At 39.8% G+C, this 16218-nt stretch carries 14 protein-coding genes; 7 read left to right on the top strand and 7 right to left on the bottom strand.

All coding sequences use genetic code 11. The features are described 5' to 3' along the window. Window positions 1–9: 9 nt before the first annotated feature. Window positions 10–606 (bottom strand): LysE/ArgO family amino acid transporter, encoded by a 597-nt coding sequence (locus F948_RS00980; RefSeq protein WP_004958688.1) that lies wholly within the window; start codon window positions 604–606, stop codon window positions 10–12. Window positions 607–610: 4 nt separating this feature from the next. Then, a complete protein-coding gene (tusA, locus tag F948_RS00975) occupies window positions 611–868 on the bottom strand; it encodes a sulfurtransferase TusA (protein WP_004916739.1) in 258 nt (85 codons plus the stop codon). A gap of 175 nt (window positions 869–1043) precedes the next feature. On the opposite strand from tusA, the gene F948_RS00970 reads away from it, so the two are divergent. Continuing rightward, on the top strand, window positions 1044–1883 hold the full coding sequence (locus F948_RS00970; protein ID WP_004916742.1) for an HlyC/CorC family transporter: 840 nt from the start codon (window positions 1044–1046) through the stop codon (window positions 1881–1883). After that, complete coding sequence (gene lnt, locus F948_RS00965; RefSeq protein ID WP_004958685.1) at window positions 1880–3439, top strand: apolipoprotein N-acyltransferase; 1560 nt, start codon at window positions 1880–1882, stop codon at window positions 3437–3439. The genes F948_RS00970 and lnt overlap by 4 nt, the downstream gene beginning before the upstream one ends. 55 nt (window positions 3440–3494) lie before the next feature. Here the strand turns inward: lnt and F948_RS00960 are convergent, their stop codons facing one another. From F948_RS00960 to gspF, 3 genes are all read right to left on the bottom strand, one after another. Then, window positions 3495–3839 carry a hypothetical protein gene (locus F948_RS00960; RefSeq protein WP_004958681.1) on the bottom strand — a complete coding sequence of 115 codons (345 nt, stop codon included), beginning with the start codon at window positions 3837–3839 and terminating at the stop codon, window positions 3495–3497. A gap of 263 nt (window positions 3840–4102) precedes the next feature. Beyond that, window positions 4103–4540, bottom strand: coding sequence for a type II secretion system major pseudopilin GspG (gspG, locus tag F948_RS00955; RefSeq protein WP_004916750.1), 438 nt, complete (start codon window positions 4538–4540; stop codon window positions 4103–4105). Window positions 4541–4563: 23 nt separating this feature from the next. Beyond that, the gene (gspF, locus tag F948_RS00950; RefSeq protein ID WP_004957567.1) at window positions 4564–5769 is read right to left on the bottom strand and encodes a type II secretion system inner membrane protein GspF; all 1206 of its coding nucleotides are present in this window, start codon (window positions 5767–5769) and stop codon (window positions 4564–4566) included. A 200-nt stretch (window positions 5770–5969) separates the two neighbouring features. Here gspF and F948_RS00945 point away from each other — a divergent pair, with 200 nt between their 5' ends. From F948_RS00945 to F948_RS00925, 5 genes are all read left to right on the top strand, one after another. Continuing rightward, window positions 5970–8195 carry a primosomal protein N' gene (locus tag F948_RS00945; protein WP_004958678.1) on the top strand — a complete coding sequence of 742 codons (2226 nt, stop codon included), beginning with the start codon at window positions 5970–5972 and terminating at the stop codon, window positions 8193–8195. Window positions 8196–8229: 34 nt separating this feature from the next. Continuing rightward, on the top strand, window positions 8230–10050 hold the full coding sequence (locus F948_RS00940) for a cation:proton antiporter domain-containing protein (protein ID WP_004958675.1): 1821 nt from the start codon (window positions 8230–8232) through the stop codon (window positions 10048–10050). Window positions 10051–10169: 119 nt separating this feature from the next. After that, on the top strand, window positions 10170–11045 hold the full coding sequence (gene hslO, locus F948_RS00935; RefSeq protein WP_004958672.1) for an Hsp33 family molecular chaperone HslO: 876 nt from the start codon (window positions 10170–10172) through the stop codon (window positions 11043–11045). Between the two features lie 253 nt (window positions 11046–11298). Further along, on the top strand, window positions 11299–12264 hold the full coding sequence (locus F948_RS00930; protein ID WP_004958669.1) for a DnaJ C-terminal domain-containing protein: 966 nt from the start codon (window positions 11299–11301) through the stop codon (window positions 12262–12264). A gap of 11 nt (window positions 12265–12275) precedes the next feature. After that, window positions 12276–12602 carry a chaperone modulator CbpM gene (locus F948_RS00925; RefSeq protein WP_004763725.1) on the top strand — a complete coding sequence of 109 codons (327 nt, stop codon included), beginning with the start codon at window positions 12276–12278 and terminating at the stop codon, window positions 12600–12602. A gap of 23 nt (window positions 12603–12625) precedes the next feature. On the opposite strand, the gene F948_RS00920 is transcribed toward F948_RS00925, so the two are convergent. Continuing rightward, window positions 12626–13846, bottom strand: a complete 1221-nt coding sequence (locus tag F948_RS00920) for a magnesium transporter CorA family protein (RefSeq protein WP_004916768.1) — start codon at window positions 13844–13846, stop codon at window positions 12626–12628. 83 nt (window positions 13847–13929) lie between these two features. Further along, the gene (gene pnp / locus F948_RS00915; protein ID WP_171053834.1) at window positions 13930–16017 is read right to left on the bottom strand and encodes a polyribonucleotide nucleotidyltransferase; all 2088 of its coding nucleotides are present in this window, start codon (window positions 16015–16017) and stop codon (window positions 13930–13932) included. Between the last annotated feature and the right edge of the window lie 201 nt (window positions 16018–16218).

Raw genomic sequence — 16218 nt, 5'->3', positions numbered from 1 at the left:
CATAAACACCTATCTTAATAGTGAAAGTGCGATCAACCACATGGTACAGCCAATCAATAGATCTAAGACTTTCCAAGCTTTAGTATTTGCAAATACAGGACGCAATAATCTCGCCCCAAATCCTAAACTAAAAAAGAATAAAAATGACGCTGATACTGCCCCACTAGCAAAAGAGATCTTATCTGCATATTGAGCAGATATTGAACCTAATAATACAACCGTGTCTAAGTAGACATGCGGATTTAACCAAGAGAAACTGAGACATAAAACTATCGTTTGCCAGAAAGTCGTTGTTTCTTGTTCAGAAGCAATTAAACCTGACTGCGAATTATAAGCATTGTAAAAGCTGCGGGCGCCGTACATAAACAAGAAGAGTGCGCCGAAATACTTCATAGCTTGAATCAACCATGCTTGTTGACTCAATATTGAAGCAAATCCAAACACACCTAAACAAATTAAAAATGCGTCAGATAAAGCACAGATCAGACATACCCAAAATACATGCTGTTTGAGCAATCCCTGCTTTAAAACAAAAGCATTTTGTGCACCAATTGCGACAATAAGTGAAAGTCCCAGCGCAAAACCTGAGAAATAGGTCGAAAGCAAACGATTAACCTTTTTGTACTAAATAATGATATTCAGTATTGCTATTTTCATCTAAAGACTCTTCTTTCAACAGTAATTCATGCCCTAGATGCATGCAGAATTTAGGAATATCCCAAGAAGTTGAAGGGTCTGTTGCAAAAACTTCTACCACATCCCCAGATTTTGCTTTACGAATCGCTTGATGCAGCATCATCACTGGTTCAGGACAACGTAAACCACGGGTATTAAGTTGTACTGTTGGGAGTTTGGTTTGTTCAGACATCATATAACTCAAATATGCTAATTTTCACATTTTATCATAAAGTCATACTGTAGAAATCACCTGCACTTTTTTGAAAAACTGTACATTTCTTGCATCGTTTTATTGATGCATATCCGCTTTTTCTTCGGTATGATGAAAATCATCTAATTGATATAGAGAGTCTTTAGGAAAGATCATGGTCGATGAATCCAGTCCGTCGTGGGGTATGCGTGGCTTAAGAAAATGGTTAGGTACTGCACCTGAAACTCGCGATGAATTACTTAAGTTAGTTCAAGATTCACGTCGCTTCTTAGAACCCGACACAGTCGCAATGCTTGAAGGTGTTCTAGATCTGCCAGCAACGAAGATTCGAGAGGTTATGACACCTCGTACTGCAATTATTAGCTTACAAGAAGATGATCAGCTGCTTGACATCTTGCATGTTTTAATTGAATCAGCACACTCTCGCTTTCCCGTTTTTTCTGCTGATCAAACTGACAATGTTGTGGGCATTCTTCTTGCAAAAGACTTATTGCCATTTCTCACTGAACGCAATGTCAAAGTCGACATTCGCTCATTGATGCGCCAACCTGTGTTTGTTCCTGAAAGTGCGCGATCAGATCAAGTGCTTCGTATGCTAAAAAACACACAAACGCATATCGCCATTGTGATTGATGAATATGGTTCAACTTCTGGTTTAGTTACTCTGGAAGATATTCTTGAAGAGATCGTTGGTGAAATTGAAGATGAACATGACATTGCTGATGAAGAAGCTTTGTACATTGTTCCTGACAATGATCCAACCACAGCAAATACTTGGATTGTTCAAGCACTTACACCAATTGAACATTTCAACACAATTTTAGATGCAGATTTTTCTGACGATGAAGTTGAAACTATGGGCGGTTTACTGCTGCAAGAAATCGGTTTAGTGAGCGATCTACAAGGTCAGACGATTGAGCTTGGTGATTGGGAATTTACCATTATTGAAGCAGATGCACGCACTATTCATCTGATTCGAGCTGTCCGTCAATGAGAAGCTACTTTGAAAAGCTGTTCAACCCATCCCAAACCCAAAAACAGCTTCCGTTTATCTTTCCACTCCTGATTGCACTTATTTCAGGTGCAATTTTTAGTTTTTCGCTCGCACCGTATTACTTTTGGTGGTTAGCAATCTTATCTCCTGCTTTACTCTATGCCGTATTACGCCAGCGTAATCCTAGACAGGCATTTGTATTGGGCTGGGCATACGGATTCGGATTGTGGTTCGTAGGTGCATTTTGGTTATATACCTCCATTCACGTCTATGGTGATACTAACTCCTTTTTAAGCGTTTTGATGATTGCCTTTATGGCAGCCGCAATGGGCTTATTTACCGCTTTTCAGACTTGGCTTTACCGTCGATTTTTCCCTGAAACTCCACTGACATTTGCACCACTTTGGGTTTTATTTGAATGGGCAAAAACATGGGTCTTCACGGGATTTCCATGGCTTTTTGCAGGCTATGCCTTCACTGAACGCTTACTCGATGGTTATGCGCCTTTATTTGGAGTCTATGCTGTATCGTTTGTCGTGATCGTGCTCGCATGTGCTCTTGTCGAAATCCTTAATCGTCGTTGGTTTTGGGCCATTCCATCTGGTTTACTGATCTTAGGTGCATGGGGTGCGGGTTTCATTCAATTTGTACAACCCAAAACAGAAAAACCGCTCAGTGTTTCATTAATCCAAGGCAATATTCCTCAAGACTTGAAATGGTTGACTGAATATCAAATTAAAACCTTGGAAATCTATGCCAACCTGAGTCGTGCTGAATGGGGACGTGATTTAATTGTTTGGCCTGAATCTTCGATTCCTCTGTTTCAAACAGACATTCCTGACTTTTTAAAAGCAATGGATACACAGGCTAAAAAATCAGATACTGCTTGGGTTACGGGTATTCCTTATTGGGACATCCCTAAATCACAACAAGTAGGCGAGCCTTTGTACTACAACAGTATCATGGCTTCTGGTAGTGAATCGTCTGGCTTATATAAAAAGCAACGCCTCGTACCCTTTGGTGAATACATTCCGTTGTCTGGAATGTTGAAATGGGTACTTCCTGCAATGCAGAACGATGTAAGTATGAGTGGTTTTTCTCGCGGAGAACCAGATCAAAAACCATTGTCTGTGAAAGGACATGCGCTTGCAGCTGCAATTTGTTATGAAGTGGCTTATCCAAATCTCACTCGCCGTAATGCACTCAATAGCGACTTTTTAATCACAGTTTCAAATGATGCTTGGTTTACAGGAACGGCTGGACCTTGGCAACATTTACAAATGGTGCAAATGCGTGCCAAAGAAAATGGTCGTTGGTTTATTCGAGCAACCAATACAGGCGTCACGGCCTTTATTGATCAGAATGGTCATATTGTGAAACAGGCTCCTATGGATCACGAAGCAGTATTACGTGGTGATTTACCAGCGATGCAAGGTCAAACACTTTATAATCGTTTAAGTGATTTCCCGATTCTTATTTTCTCTGTTCTACTTTTAATTATCGGTTGGATATATCGCCCTAGAAAAGTCGATATTTCATTTAAATCACGTCGATAATTTCTAAAGAGCGTTTTGAATCCAAAGCGCTCTTTTTTTATTCATAATATTCAAATTAAAATAAGATTGAAAACTGTACCGTGAGATAAGCGACTAAACCAGATAAGAAAAACATCGGCAAAGCTCGATACGCTTTAAAAATGAATTGTTCATATTTTGGAATTAGATGACTAATATTCCAAATACTAGTTTTCAAAGCACTCAAGAAACAAACGATAAACCACGTACTCAATAAACTGATCGCAAAAAAGCCAATGACGATCTGACTACTTCCTTCAGCCGTTTGCCATAAGTTTAATGCCCCTTCACAGACAGGTAGTAAACTTAAAATGAGCAATACAGATTTAAGCATTGCCCAATGAAACTGATTCGGTTCATCTAACAAAAAAAATGCTTTCATCTGATTTCTCCACCACCCATTTAAATGATCTGAATTTATTATGCAAAGCTTTAATCTAAATAAAAAGTTTAATTTAATGAATCACTTCTGTTTCTTGTAACTATTAAATATGGGAATAATTCTTATTATAAATCTCAAATTAGTTTAATTATATTATTATCATGTTTTTCATAAATTTATGATTATTTTATGAATTAAGAAACATTATCACTTCACTCTTGATTTATTTATTCTAAAAGTGAAGTGATCGTTTTAATTAGAATTTATGGTTGATAATAAATATCTGCATCATTACCCTCACCACCCTCTTTTCCATCTGCACCAAACGAATACAAATCAAAAGAGCGACCTTCTCGACCTGGAATCACATATTGTAAGTCATTTTCCCAGCTGTCTTTAGGATAACCACCTTTGACATAGCCACCAGGCAACCAATTTTTTGCGGTTGCAGGTTGATTCACTAATGCATCTAGACCGCCATCTTGCATCGATGGGTAACGCCCATTATCTAATTTATATTGGTCTAAAGCGCCAGCAACACCTTTTAAAGTAATTTGCGTGGTATCAACTTTAGCTTTTTCGCCGCGTCCCATCACGTTCGGAACGATCAATGCAGCCAGAACACCTAAAATGACAATCACAACCATCACTTCAATTAAGGTGAAGCCAGATTGCTTCATATACATTTTTTGCTTATTCATTTTCATCTCTTTCATGCAATTCATCAAATCATATTGTTCATATTAATAATTGGCAACATTACCGCAATCACGATCACCAATACAATCGCTGCCATGAAAACCAACATCAGAGGTTCTAGCAGTGCCAATAAGGTGGAGATAAAAGTCGTGACTTCTCGATCTTGCATCGTAGATGCACGATCCAACATGCGGTCTAACTCACCTGAAGCCTCACCACTACGAATCATTTGTACCATCATTGGTGGAAAATAACCGCAACGTTCTAACTGTGTTGCCAAATTACCACCTTCTGTTACACGCTCCATTGCGACTTCAATCGAATCACGAATCACCCAATTGTTACTCACCTCTGCACCAATACGCAAAGCTTCAACCAAAGGAACACCTGAACGTGTCAAAATTGATAGTGTGCTGGCAAACCGTGCAGCATTTATACCACGTGAAAGTTTACCAAATAGTGGCAATTTGAGTGTTAATCGGTCAAATGCATAATGCCCTGCAGTTGTTCTTAAAAACCTCGTAAACAGAATGAGAGCAATAAAACCAATGATCAACATACCTATCCATGTTTGACGAATAAACGCACTAATTTTCATCAATAACACGGTGATCCAAGGCAATGCCTCTTTACTTTGTTCAAAGGTTTTTACGATTTCAGGAACAACATAAGTCATCAATCCCATCACGATCCCAAATGACATCAACATCAGGATAATCGGATAGATCATTGCACCTTGAATTTTCTTCTGCATCGCAAAACGATTTTCAGTGTAATCAGAAAGCTGATCTAAGATCAGATCCAAATGTCCAGACCTTTCGCCAGCAGCAACCGTCGCAATATACAATTCTGGAAACCGTCCTGATTGTTGCATTGCCTGTGCCAGTGAATGTCCTTCCAAAACCTTTGATCGAACCGAAATTAAAAGATTTTGAACGTGTGACTTTTCACTCTGCTTGCTCACAGCTCGCAGTGCTTCTTCCAAAGGAATGCCTGCTGCGACTAAAACGGATAACTGTCGTGTCATCAGTGCCAAATCGTAAGCACTAAAGCTTTTTCTAAACCATGATCGCTGTTGTTGCTTGTCTTTTTGCTCAACCGCATCAACAGCAATCGGTGTCCACGCTTTGTCACGCAACTGTTGACGAATTTGTCGAGCGGAATCGCCTTCCAGCACACCTTTGTGTTGCTTTCCAGCAGCATCGATTGCAGTAAATTGATAAGCAGGCATGGTTCTGTTCTAATTGTCCAAAAATAGTTGTCGTTACTGTTGCATCCATGTAAGGAATAAGGAACGATAGTTCCATTCTATATTCATCAAGATCGTAAAATTACTGTTTTGATTTGAATATTTGATACGCCTTGTGCACAGCACTTTAGCATAATTCCATGATATGACGTCATGCCATTTTACACGTGAATAAAGCCAATATGCCTACCGAAAATTCTAACGCTATTCTTTACCGTATTCGAGTTGCATTACCCGTCTATGTGTATGACACGTTTGACTATACGGTCAGTGCAGAGCAATACCTGCAAGCTCAAATAGGCGCACGTGTTTCTGTTTCATTTGGTCGCCAAAACCTGATCGGTATCATTACTGAGAAAGTTGATCCAAATGAGCCGTTTACAGGGCAATTCAAACTTAAACCGATTACAGCACTTCTTGATGAAGATGCTATCTTAGACCAACAAGTTTTAACTTTGTTGACATGGTCTGCGCAGTATTATCAATTCCCGATTGGTGAAGTGATGCAAAGTGCACTTCCTGCACTTTTAAGACAGGGTCGTGCTTTAGATATCTTATTTCACCACTGGAATATTCTCGCGCATGACGATCCAGAATCTTTATTAAAACGTTCTCAAAAGCAATACGATGCCTATCAGATTCTAAAACTTCATCCACATGGCGCTACCGAAAATATTTTAAATCTTAGTGGTGTAGAAACTGCAACATTAAAGGCATTGGAAAAAAAGGGACTGATTGAATGTCAGCTTGAAGCTCATGACTTTACACCGATGCCTATACAACTTGCACAAATGCCTTTAACGCCGAACGAAGATCAAAAGCGAGCAATTCAACAAATACTCAAAGCTCAACAACGTTACCAAGCCTTTTTACTAGATGGACTTACAGGCAGTGGTAAAACCGAAGTCTATTTGCAAGTAATGCATGAGGTCCTAAAGCAAGGTAAACAAGTTTTGGTGTTGGTGCCTGAAATTGGTTTGACACCTCAAACAGTCGCACGCTTCAAATCACGTTTTCATTGCGATGTTGCTTTACTACACTCGGGACTTAATGATTCAAAACGTTTGCAAGCTTGGCAACATGCACAAACTGGTAAAGCATCTATCATCATTGGAACGCGCTCTGCGATTTACACCCCTTTGCCGCATCTAGGTTTGATCATCTTAGATGAAGAACACGATCTCTCTTATAAACAACAAGAGGGTTTCCGTTATCATACTCGTGATGTTGCCCTTTATCGTGGTCATTTACACAATTGCCCTGTGATTTTGGGTTCAGCTACACCAAGTATTGATAGTTATCATCTAGTGGAGTCTGGCAAATTACATTTACTTGAACTCAATCAACGTGCTGGAACTGCGGTCTTACCGAAAATGCATGTGATTGATCTAAAAGTAGCAAAGAAGAAAAATGGCATCAGTCAAAACCTAATTGATCAAATTAAATTAACTTTAGAGCGCAAAGAACAGGTTCTTATCTTTCTAAACCGTCGAGGTTACGCTCCTGTTTTACTGTGTGAAAGTTGTGGGTGGCAAGCAAATTGCCCACATTGTGATGCACATTTCACTGTACATTCACAGCCTTATTCTTATTTACACTGTCATCATTGCGGTACGATCAATCGCCTGCCAGACGAATGCCCTGCTTGTAAACATCAAACGTTAAAAAGCATTGGTGCTGGAACTGCAAAAGTTGAAGAACAGTTACACGAGTTATTCCCCCATCATGAAGTAATTCGGGTAGATCGTGACAGTACAAGTCGTGTGGGTAGTTGGCAAAAAATCTATGATCGAATTCAACAGAATAAACCAAGCATTTTGTTAGGCACTCAAATGCTGGCGAAGGGACATCATTTCCCACACGTCACATTAGTCGCTATTCTGGATATCGACTCAGGATTATTAAGCGTAGACCCAAGAGCACCTGAGCGCACAGCACAATTAATCATACAAGTTGCAGGACGTGCAGGACGTGGTGAACATAAAGGCAGCGTGTATTTACAAAGTTTAAGACCCGATCATCCAATGCTCACAACCTTGATTGAACAAGACTATCGTGCTGTTGCAAAACAAATGCTGAGTGAGCGTAAAGTTGCGATGTTACCGCCTTATCGTTACGCTGTTTTAGTCCGTGTGGAGTCGAAAGATCGTGATTACAGTCAACAGTTTTTGATGGAAGCAGCACAAGGCTTAAGAGCTATTGCAGCAGATATTATTGAAATTTGGGGACCTATTCCTGCCCCAATGGAACGCAAAGCAGGGCGTTATCGAGCGCATATGGTGATTTTATCTGCCGACCGAGCAAAACTGCATTTTTATTTACGTCAATGGTGGCAACAAGTGGTACATTTACCTCGCCAACATCAACTCAGATTATCAATTGATGTTGATCCACAAGAGTTTAGTTGAATTCACGATAAGAATTTTAGATTCGAGGCATTAAATGTCTTTATTGATTACTGTCCTTTTTTTCCTCGTAGCAGCATTAATTTTTGCACCTATCGCAAAGCGTTATACATTCTCAACCATTTTAGGCTTTACGATTGCAGGACTGTTGTTAGGTCCTAGTGTTTTCAAACTGATTGATGATGTTGATGAAATTCAACTTTTAACCGACTTAGGCATGTTGGCCGTTTTGTTTTTCCTAGGTTTTTATTTAAAACCTAAACAACTGTGGCAACAACGTCATCGTGTCTTAAAGCTCTATGCTACGCCTTTGGCTTTAATTAGCATTGTCCTATGTGTCGTATGCTTTCTCTTGTTGGATCAGTTGTTACTAGGCTGTCTTTTGGGGCTATCCCTGAGCTTTTCATCTGTCTTTTTAGTACAACAATTTATAGAGCAAAAAAATCAGGTTCGTAATCAATTAGGACAAAATAGTTTAACCGCAGCTCAACTACAAAGTTGTTTCGCTGTTATTGTTATTATCCTGTTTCCATTACTCGAAGATACCGCAACTACACGTCATGGTATCGCCTATTTTGCTGCAATCATTGCAACAATCTCGGGGTTATTTTTAGCAAGCCGCTATCTAGTGCGTCCAGCTTTTCATTATTTAGCGCGTCATAAAAGTCTGGAACTTCTTCCCATCCTCAGCACGCTGGTTTTACTCAGTATTTTTTTGATACTACAGATTTTAAATATTCATATCTTAATCGCTGCCTTTTTAGCAGGTCTAGTGCTTGCTGAAACTGATTTTCGTACTGAGATCGGAAACTTTATTCAACCCTTTAAACATGCGCTCATCGGACTTCTGTTTTTTGCTTTAGGATTGAACCTAACACTCAATCCCTTATTCCAAACTCCTGTTTTTATTGTCGCTGCGATCGTTGGGCTTGTGGTGATTAAAGCAGGCATTATTGGAGTGACAAGCTATTTTCAACAACGCCAACTAAAACTCAGTAACCTGTCCGCTGTATTGCTGGCACAAAGTGGAGAGTTAACCTTTATCTTGCTCAAAATTGCTGAAAGTGAAAAAGTCATCAGTACGCAAATATTACAGCCAACTCTAGTCGTGGTATTTGGGTCAATGCTTTTGACTCCACCTTTATTTTGGCTGGTGAATTCTAAAGTTTTACCTTTGATCTTGAAAAAGCCAGTTCAGCCCGATTCAGACGAAGTTGCGCAACATCCAATTCTAATTCTAGGTTTCGGGCGTTTTGGGCAAATCATCGCTAGAGTATTACATGCGCAAGGTCAACACTTTAGCGTCATTGATAGCAATCAACCTGCTGCTCATTTTATAGAACAATATGGACATCGCTTTATTGATGCTGACGTGACTCAAATCGAGAATCTTCGTATCGCTGGTATAGAACACTGTAAGCTGGCAATTTTAGTGATTGATGATGTTGAGGATAGTATGAATCTCGCTCGTCACCTTCGTTTGAATTATCCAGAATTAATTTTATTTGCACGTGCTCGTGATCGACATCATGCCCACCTACTGCATCAATTAGGCGTGCAACAAATTTATCGTGAAACCTATCTCTCATCTTTAGGTATGGCAGAAGATGTGCTGATCGAAACAGGTCTATCAATTGATGAGACAAAAACTCGAATTGAAGAGTTTAAACAGCACGATCAGGTGCTTTTGAGATCGCATTACAGTACATATGATGAAGACGATCAAATAGAGCGTTACCCGAATGCACTTGCAGAACTTGAAAATTTATTTGAAAACACATCTATTTCTGCAAAACATCGTTTGATGAATGAGCAAAATACACAAAGTGAAGCAAATTCTCAGCAGGAAATATCTTGAGTTTTTGCAAACTGACACCATTATTGACTGCATAACCATTCACCTTCTTATAAAGCCATAAGCGCTTTTCAAGGCAAAGCATTGCTTTGTTTTCCCCTAACGGGGTATTGGAGAAAAATATGTCTGATTTACGCCAACGCTTTTATATCGAAGACTGTCCTGTTCGTGGTGAAGTGGTTCATCTAGAAGAAACATTACAAACGATTTTGGCTCAAAGAGAATACATGCCTGCGGTTAAAAGCCTTTTAGGTGAGATGCTCAGCGCAACGGCATTACTTGCAAGCACGCTTAAAATTCGTGGGCGCATCAGCCTACAAATTCAGGCGAGCGGGACATTCAAATGGGCAATGGCGGAGTGTAATCATTTAGGTGAAGTACGTGCATTAGCTGATTACGAAGAAGATCCAAGATTTAATGAAGGTAGTGACAGTCGAACTGTTTTGGCAGCCCTCACCACCCCTGTTCTTTTTATCAATATCGAACCTGAACATGGTGAACGTTACCAAGGGATTGTACCTCTTGATCAACCGACTTTAGCAGGTTGTCTAATGCAATATTATGATTTGTCAGCGCAAATCCCAACACATATTGTACTAGCAACCAATGGAGAGCGTTCTGGTGGTCTTTTAATCCAGCTCTTACCTCGAAACGATGAGGAAGAACAAAAACTTGTTGATGAAGATATATGGCCACGTTTGAGAATGTTAACTGAAACACTCAAATCAGAAGAACTAACAGATCTTCCAGCCAATGAGATTTTGTATCGACTATACAACGAGGAAGAGGTTCGCTTACCAGAAGTTGAACAGCTCAAATTCGGCTGTACTTGTTCAAAAGAGCGTTGTGCCAATGCATTGATTCAAATTGGTGTTCATGCAGTTCATGAAACGCTTGAAGCACAAAACCCAATCCAAATGGATTGCCAGTTCTGTAATGCACGCTATGAATTTACCGCCGAAGAAGCATTAGGCTTATTTGGTGAACATTTGAGTTAATTGATTTTTCTCATAAAAAAGACGGGCTGCCGTCTTTTTTTATTTTACGTTAAGGTCTACTGGATAAGGCATTATCCAAAACTCTATCTCAGTTAAAGTTATAGCCCAATGGATATCATGATCGGTGTCAGCCAAGCCAAAGTGCTGGCATTTTTTCCAAAACAACAAAACAAGTCTTATACAATCCAGCCTATTGAAATCTTGGCAATTCGTTTCATAATAAAAGAAACATCTCATTATTATATTTAAGATCATGGCAAAAAATTATTATGAAGAGCTCGGTGTTTCAAGAGATGCTTCAGCAGACGAAATCAAAAAAGCATATCGTAAACTGGCAAAGAAATATCATCCAGATATTAGTAAAGAGGCAGATGCTGAAGCCAAAATGCAGGCGATTAATGTCGCCTACGATACCTTGGGTGATGCCACTAAAAAGGCTGAATATGACCAGATGCTGGATCATCCACAGGGTTTTGCTGGCTTTGGTCAGGGTGCAGGCGGATTTGGTCAAGGCACGGGTGGTTTTGACGGTTCCCAGTTCTATCGCCAAAGTTCAGGCGATGGGGGTGCAGACTTTAGTGGTTTTGAAGACTTGTTTGGCCGTTTTGGCGCAGGGTTTGGTGGCGGGCAGCAGCGTTCGCAACGCCAGCAACGCAGTTACAAGGGCGAAGACCAGCATGCCAGCATTCAAGTTGATTTAGATATTGCCTATCACGGTTCAACCCAGCAGATTACCTTGCAAATTCCAACTTATAACGTCTATGGCGAACCCGAAATTCAACGTAAAACACTTGAGGTGAAAATTCCGAAGGGAATGAAAGAAGGACAACAAATCCGTCTCAGTGGACAAGGACAATCAGGAGTCAATGGAGGACCAAATGGCGATCTATATATCGAAATCCAATACAAAGATACCAATCGTATCCATGTCGATGGTGTAGATGTTTACCAAACTATTGATGTAACTCCGTGGGAAGCAGCTCTAGGACAAAGCATTGAAGTCAATACTCCCGCAGGGCAACTCAAAGTCAATTTACCTAAAAATGCTAAAAATGGACAACAATTACGTCTCAAAGATAAAGGGATACCAAATAAAACTGCAGGGCATTTATATCTAATTATTAATATTGTTTTACCACCAGCACACAGCGAACAAGAGCAACGAGCTTATCAACAGTTTGCAGATGCTTTTGCTTCATTCAGACCTCGTGCATCATAAGGAGTAAGATCATGACAACTATTCAATACAAAGAAATTCAATATGACGGTCACTGCCAAGTTGAAATCATTGATGAACAATTGGCACTTGATCTTGAGCACTTTGCCGAAGCCTGTGGTCAAAGCACCGACTGGGTACTCAAGCTGATCGACTACGATATTTTGCAGATTCAGGTTGATCCACAAAGCCACCAGTTTATTGGTGAAGATGTTGCTCGCGCCCGTCGTGCCTATCGCCTGCAACGAGATTTCGATGCTAGTCTCTCAGCTGTGGCGGTAATGTTGGATTTAATTGATGAAGTTCAACAATTAAGAAGACAACTCAAACATTTCCACTGAGTAAAATACACAGACCAAATTCATCATTTTAATTTGGTCATTTTCTCAACTTCCTTCAGTGTTTGTTTGATTGGCTCATAATCTAAGAACCAAAGCAGATTAATATTTCGCTGCTTGTTTTGTTGTGCGAGCAAATCAATCACACTACGCTCACCACGACCAACCAAATGTTGCTGATAAAAGTAATAAAGTAGCAAGACTGTACTCAGCAACATCACACCTAACATAATCCAAAAACCTACGGGTGATTTGAGACCAGGAATAAACTCAAAGTTCATTCCATAGATTCCCGTAAGTAAAGTTAATGGTGCAAAAACTGCCGTGATAATTGCCAGTATTCGCATATTCTCGTTAGTTTGGTTCGCAATCGCAGAAAAATGTAGATCAATTGCAGATTGAACGGCATTGCGAAGCCTCAAAGTATGCTTTTGCACGCGTTCGACATGACTCATCAAATCATTTAAACGAACTAACAGAATATCTTGAGTTTTGTGCTTATGTTCTCCAACCACATGATGATAATTATCTACAAGCTCATCCCGAAACTCTTGTAAAGTTTCAATTTGCTCTTCACATAGATTTTCAATCTGCTGAAATGCCATATCTTCATGAAACAACTGATGCCATTGTTTAAATCGACGATTTCCTTGCAATAACTGTTGCTGCCAATATTCAACACGTCGTGTTAATGGAGTTCTTAGGTTTAGATAACCATCAATCATACTGTTTAATAAACGAAGTGATAAATCAGCAGGTGTACTTGGTAATTTACGCGGTTTGTTTTGTTCAGCTATGGGTTTTTCCATAATCATCTGAATACGTTGGATATAACTCTCTACCGCTTTATTGCCCTGCTCTCTAAGACTAATCAAAATATGAGGCGTTAAAATAAAACTGATAGGCGTTGTCGCCAAACCAAAAACGCTTTCATGAGATTCAGATGCTTCATTTTCATAAATTTGGTCATCTGGCGTGATTAACTTACGAAAAACCAGAAGATCATATTCTTCAACACTATCAAAAGCACACGGATGTTCGATATTTAATAAATCTCGCATATGAAATTCATTGAGCACCACACCAGTATGCTCATAAATGTTCTTTTGCCACATCTCGTTATGATTCACTAAATCTTGTCTTAAACTATCGACCCATAAAAACTCTAGATGATGTTCTGCTTGTTCTTCTGCACTAATAAAAATCGTATTTTCACTGTTATGTCGATAAAAATAATAAAGCTGCATAACTCTAATGTTCAGATTAAATTTTAAAAAGATGATGCCATAAAAAAGTCCGCATTTAGCGGACTTTTTGTATATTGAGAAGCTTACGCTTGTTCAATATCTTTCATTGTTAACTTAATACGACCGCGGTTATCAACATCCGCAACCTGTACTTTCACATCTTGACCTTCTTTCAATACATCAGTCACGTTTGCAATACGCTCATTTGAGATTTGCGAAATGTGAAGTAAACCATCAGTACCTGGCATGATGTTTACAAACGCACCAAACTCAACGATACGGATTACTTTACCGTCATAGATCTTACCTGGTTCAACTTCAGCAGTAAGTGCTTGGATTTTTGCAATCGCAGCACGAGCAGCAGCTTTAGTTTCACCGAATACACGAACTGTACCATTGTCTTCGATATCAATCGCAGCTTTAGTCTCTTCTGTAATGGCACGAATCGTTGCGCCACCTTTACCAATGACATCACGAATCTTGTCTGGGTTAATGCTGATCACTTCAAAAGTAGGAGCATGCATTGAAATTTCAGGACGAGCACGTGAAATTACTTTGTTCATTTCATTAAGGATGTGCATACGACCAGCAAATGCTTGGTTTAACGCAACTTCCATAATTTCTTCAGTGATCCCTTCAATCTTAATGTCCATTTGAAGCGCAGTAATACCGTTTGCTGAACCTGCTACTTTAAAGTCCATATCACCAAGATGATCTTCATCACCTAAGATGTCAGAAAGAACTGCGAAACGTTCACCTTCTTTCACTAAGCCCATTGCAATACCAGCAACTGGCGCTTTAAGTGGAACACCTGCATCCATAAGTGATAATGAAGCACCACATACAGAAGCCATAGAAGATGAACCGTTTGATTCAGTAATATCAGATACGATACGAATCACGTACGGGAAACGATCAGCAGCAGGAAGAACAGCTTGAACACCACGACGTGCTAAACGACCATGACCGATTTCGCGACGTTTAGGTCCCGATTCACGACCAGTCTCACCTACAGAGTATGCAGGGAAGTTGTAGTGCAACATGAAGTTGTCAGTTTTAGTACCAGCAAGGGTATCAACCATCAACGCATCACGAGTATTACCCAAAGTTGTTGTTACCAAGGCCTGAGTTTCACCACGTGTAAATAACGCAGAACCGTGAGCACGATCTAATACACCGACTTGAACATCGATCGCACGAACAGTTTTAGTATCACGACCATCAATACGTGGCTTACCTGACAAGATGTTGTCACGTACTGTACGATATTTAAGATCTTCAAATAATTCATTTACTTCATCAGCGATACCAGTTTCGTCATTTTCAGGAACGAACTGTGCAACAGCTTCAGCATACAATGCATCTAATGCTGTATAACGATCTTGTTTAACTGCAATCGTATAAGCTTCTGAAATTTTTGCTTCGAAAGCCTCTTTCAATTTTGCACGAAGCTCTTCATTTTTAACTGGGGCAACCCAAGTTGATTCAACTGCGCCAGCGGCAGCAGCAAATTCTTTAATGGCTTGAATTGCAATTTGCATTTCGTCATGACCGAAAAGTACAGCACCCAACATTTGGTCTTCTGAAAGTTCTTTCGCTTCAGACTCAACCATTAATACTGCTGATTCTGTACCCGCAACAACTAAATCAAGATCAGATTGTGCAAGTTGTTCAAAGTTCGGGTTTAAAACGTATTCGCCATTGATCAAACCAACACGAGCACCACCGATTGGACCACGGAAAGGTGTACCAGCGATTGATAATGCAGCTGATGTACCTAGCATAGCGGCAATATCAGCATCCATCGTCTTATCAGAAGAAACAACAGTCGCTGTTACTTGGATTTCGTTGAAATAACCTTCTGGGAATAACGGACGAATTGGACGGTCGATTAGACGTGAAATCAAAGTTTCAGCTTCAGATGCACGACCTTCACGTTTACCGTAACCACCTGGAATACGACCCGCTGCATATTGTTTTTCTTGATAGTTAACAGTCAACGGGAAAAAATCTTGACCTGCTTTTGCTTTAGGTTGCGCAACAACCGCAACTAAAACAGTTACACCACCCATAGTGACTAAAACTGTATTTGCTTGACGTGCAACGCGACCCGTTTCTAAAACAACTTGGTGTTGACCAAATTGGAATTCTTTACGAACTATATTAAACATAGACATGTATTGTATTTTCCTAATTTTATTCTAGTGAGACCCCTAAGGTTTGGCATTCAGACCACAACTGCTGTGTAGATAAATGACAAAGCTTAGAAGCCATCGCACTAGATCAAATATTTAAAAAAGTTAAACGCAAAGAAGGAGCGAACAAGCGCCCCTTCTTAAAATCACCTAAAATAAATTAGATGAAACTCTCTT

It is taken from the genome of Acinetobacter junii CIP 64.5 (assembly GCF_000368765.1).
GTDB lineage: Bacteria > Pseudomonadota > Gammaproteobacteria > Pseudomonadales > Moraxellaceae > Acinetobacter > Acinetobacter junii.
Note: the sequence above shows the minus strand (reverse complement) of the source record. Positions and strands in the feature narration are given on the sequence as shown.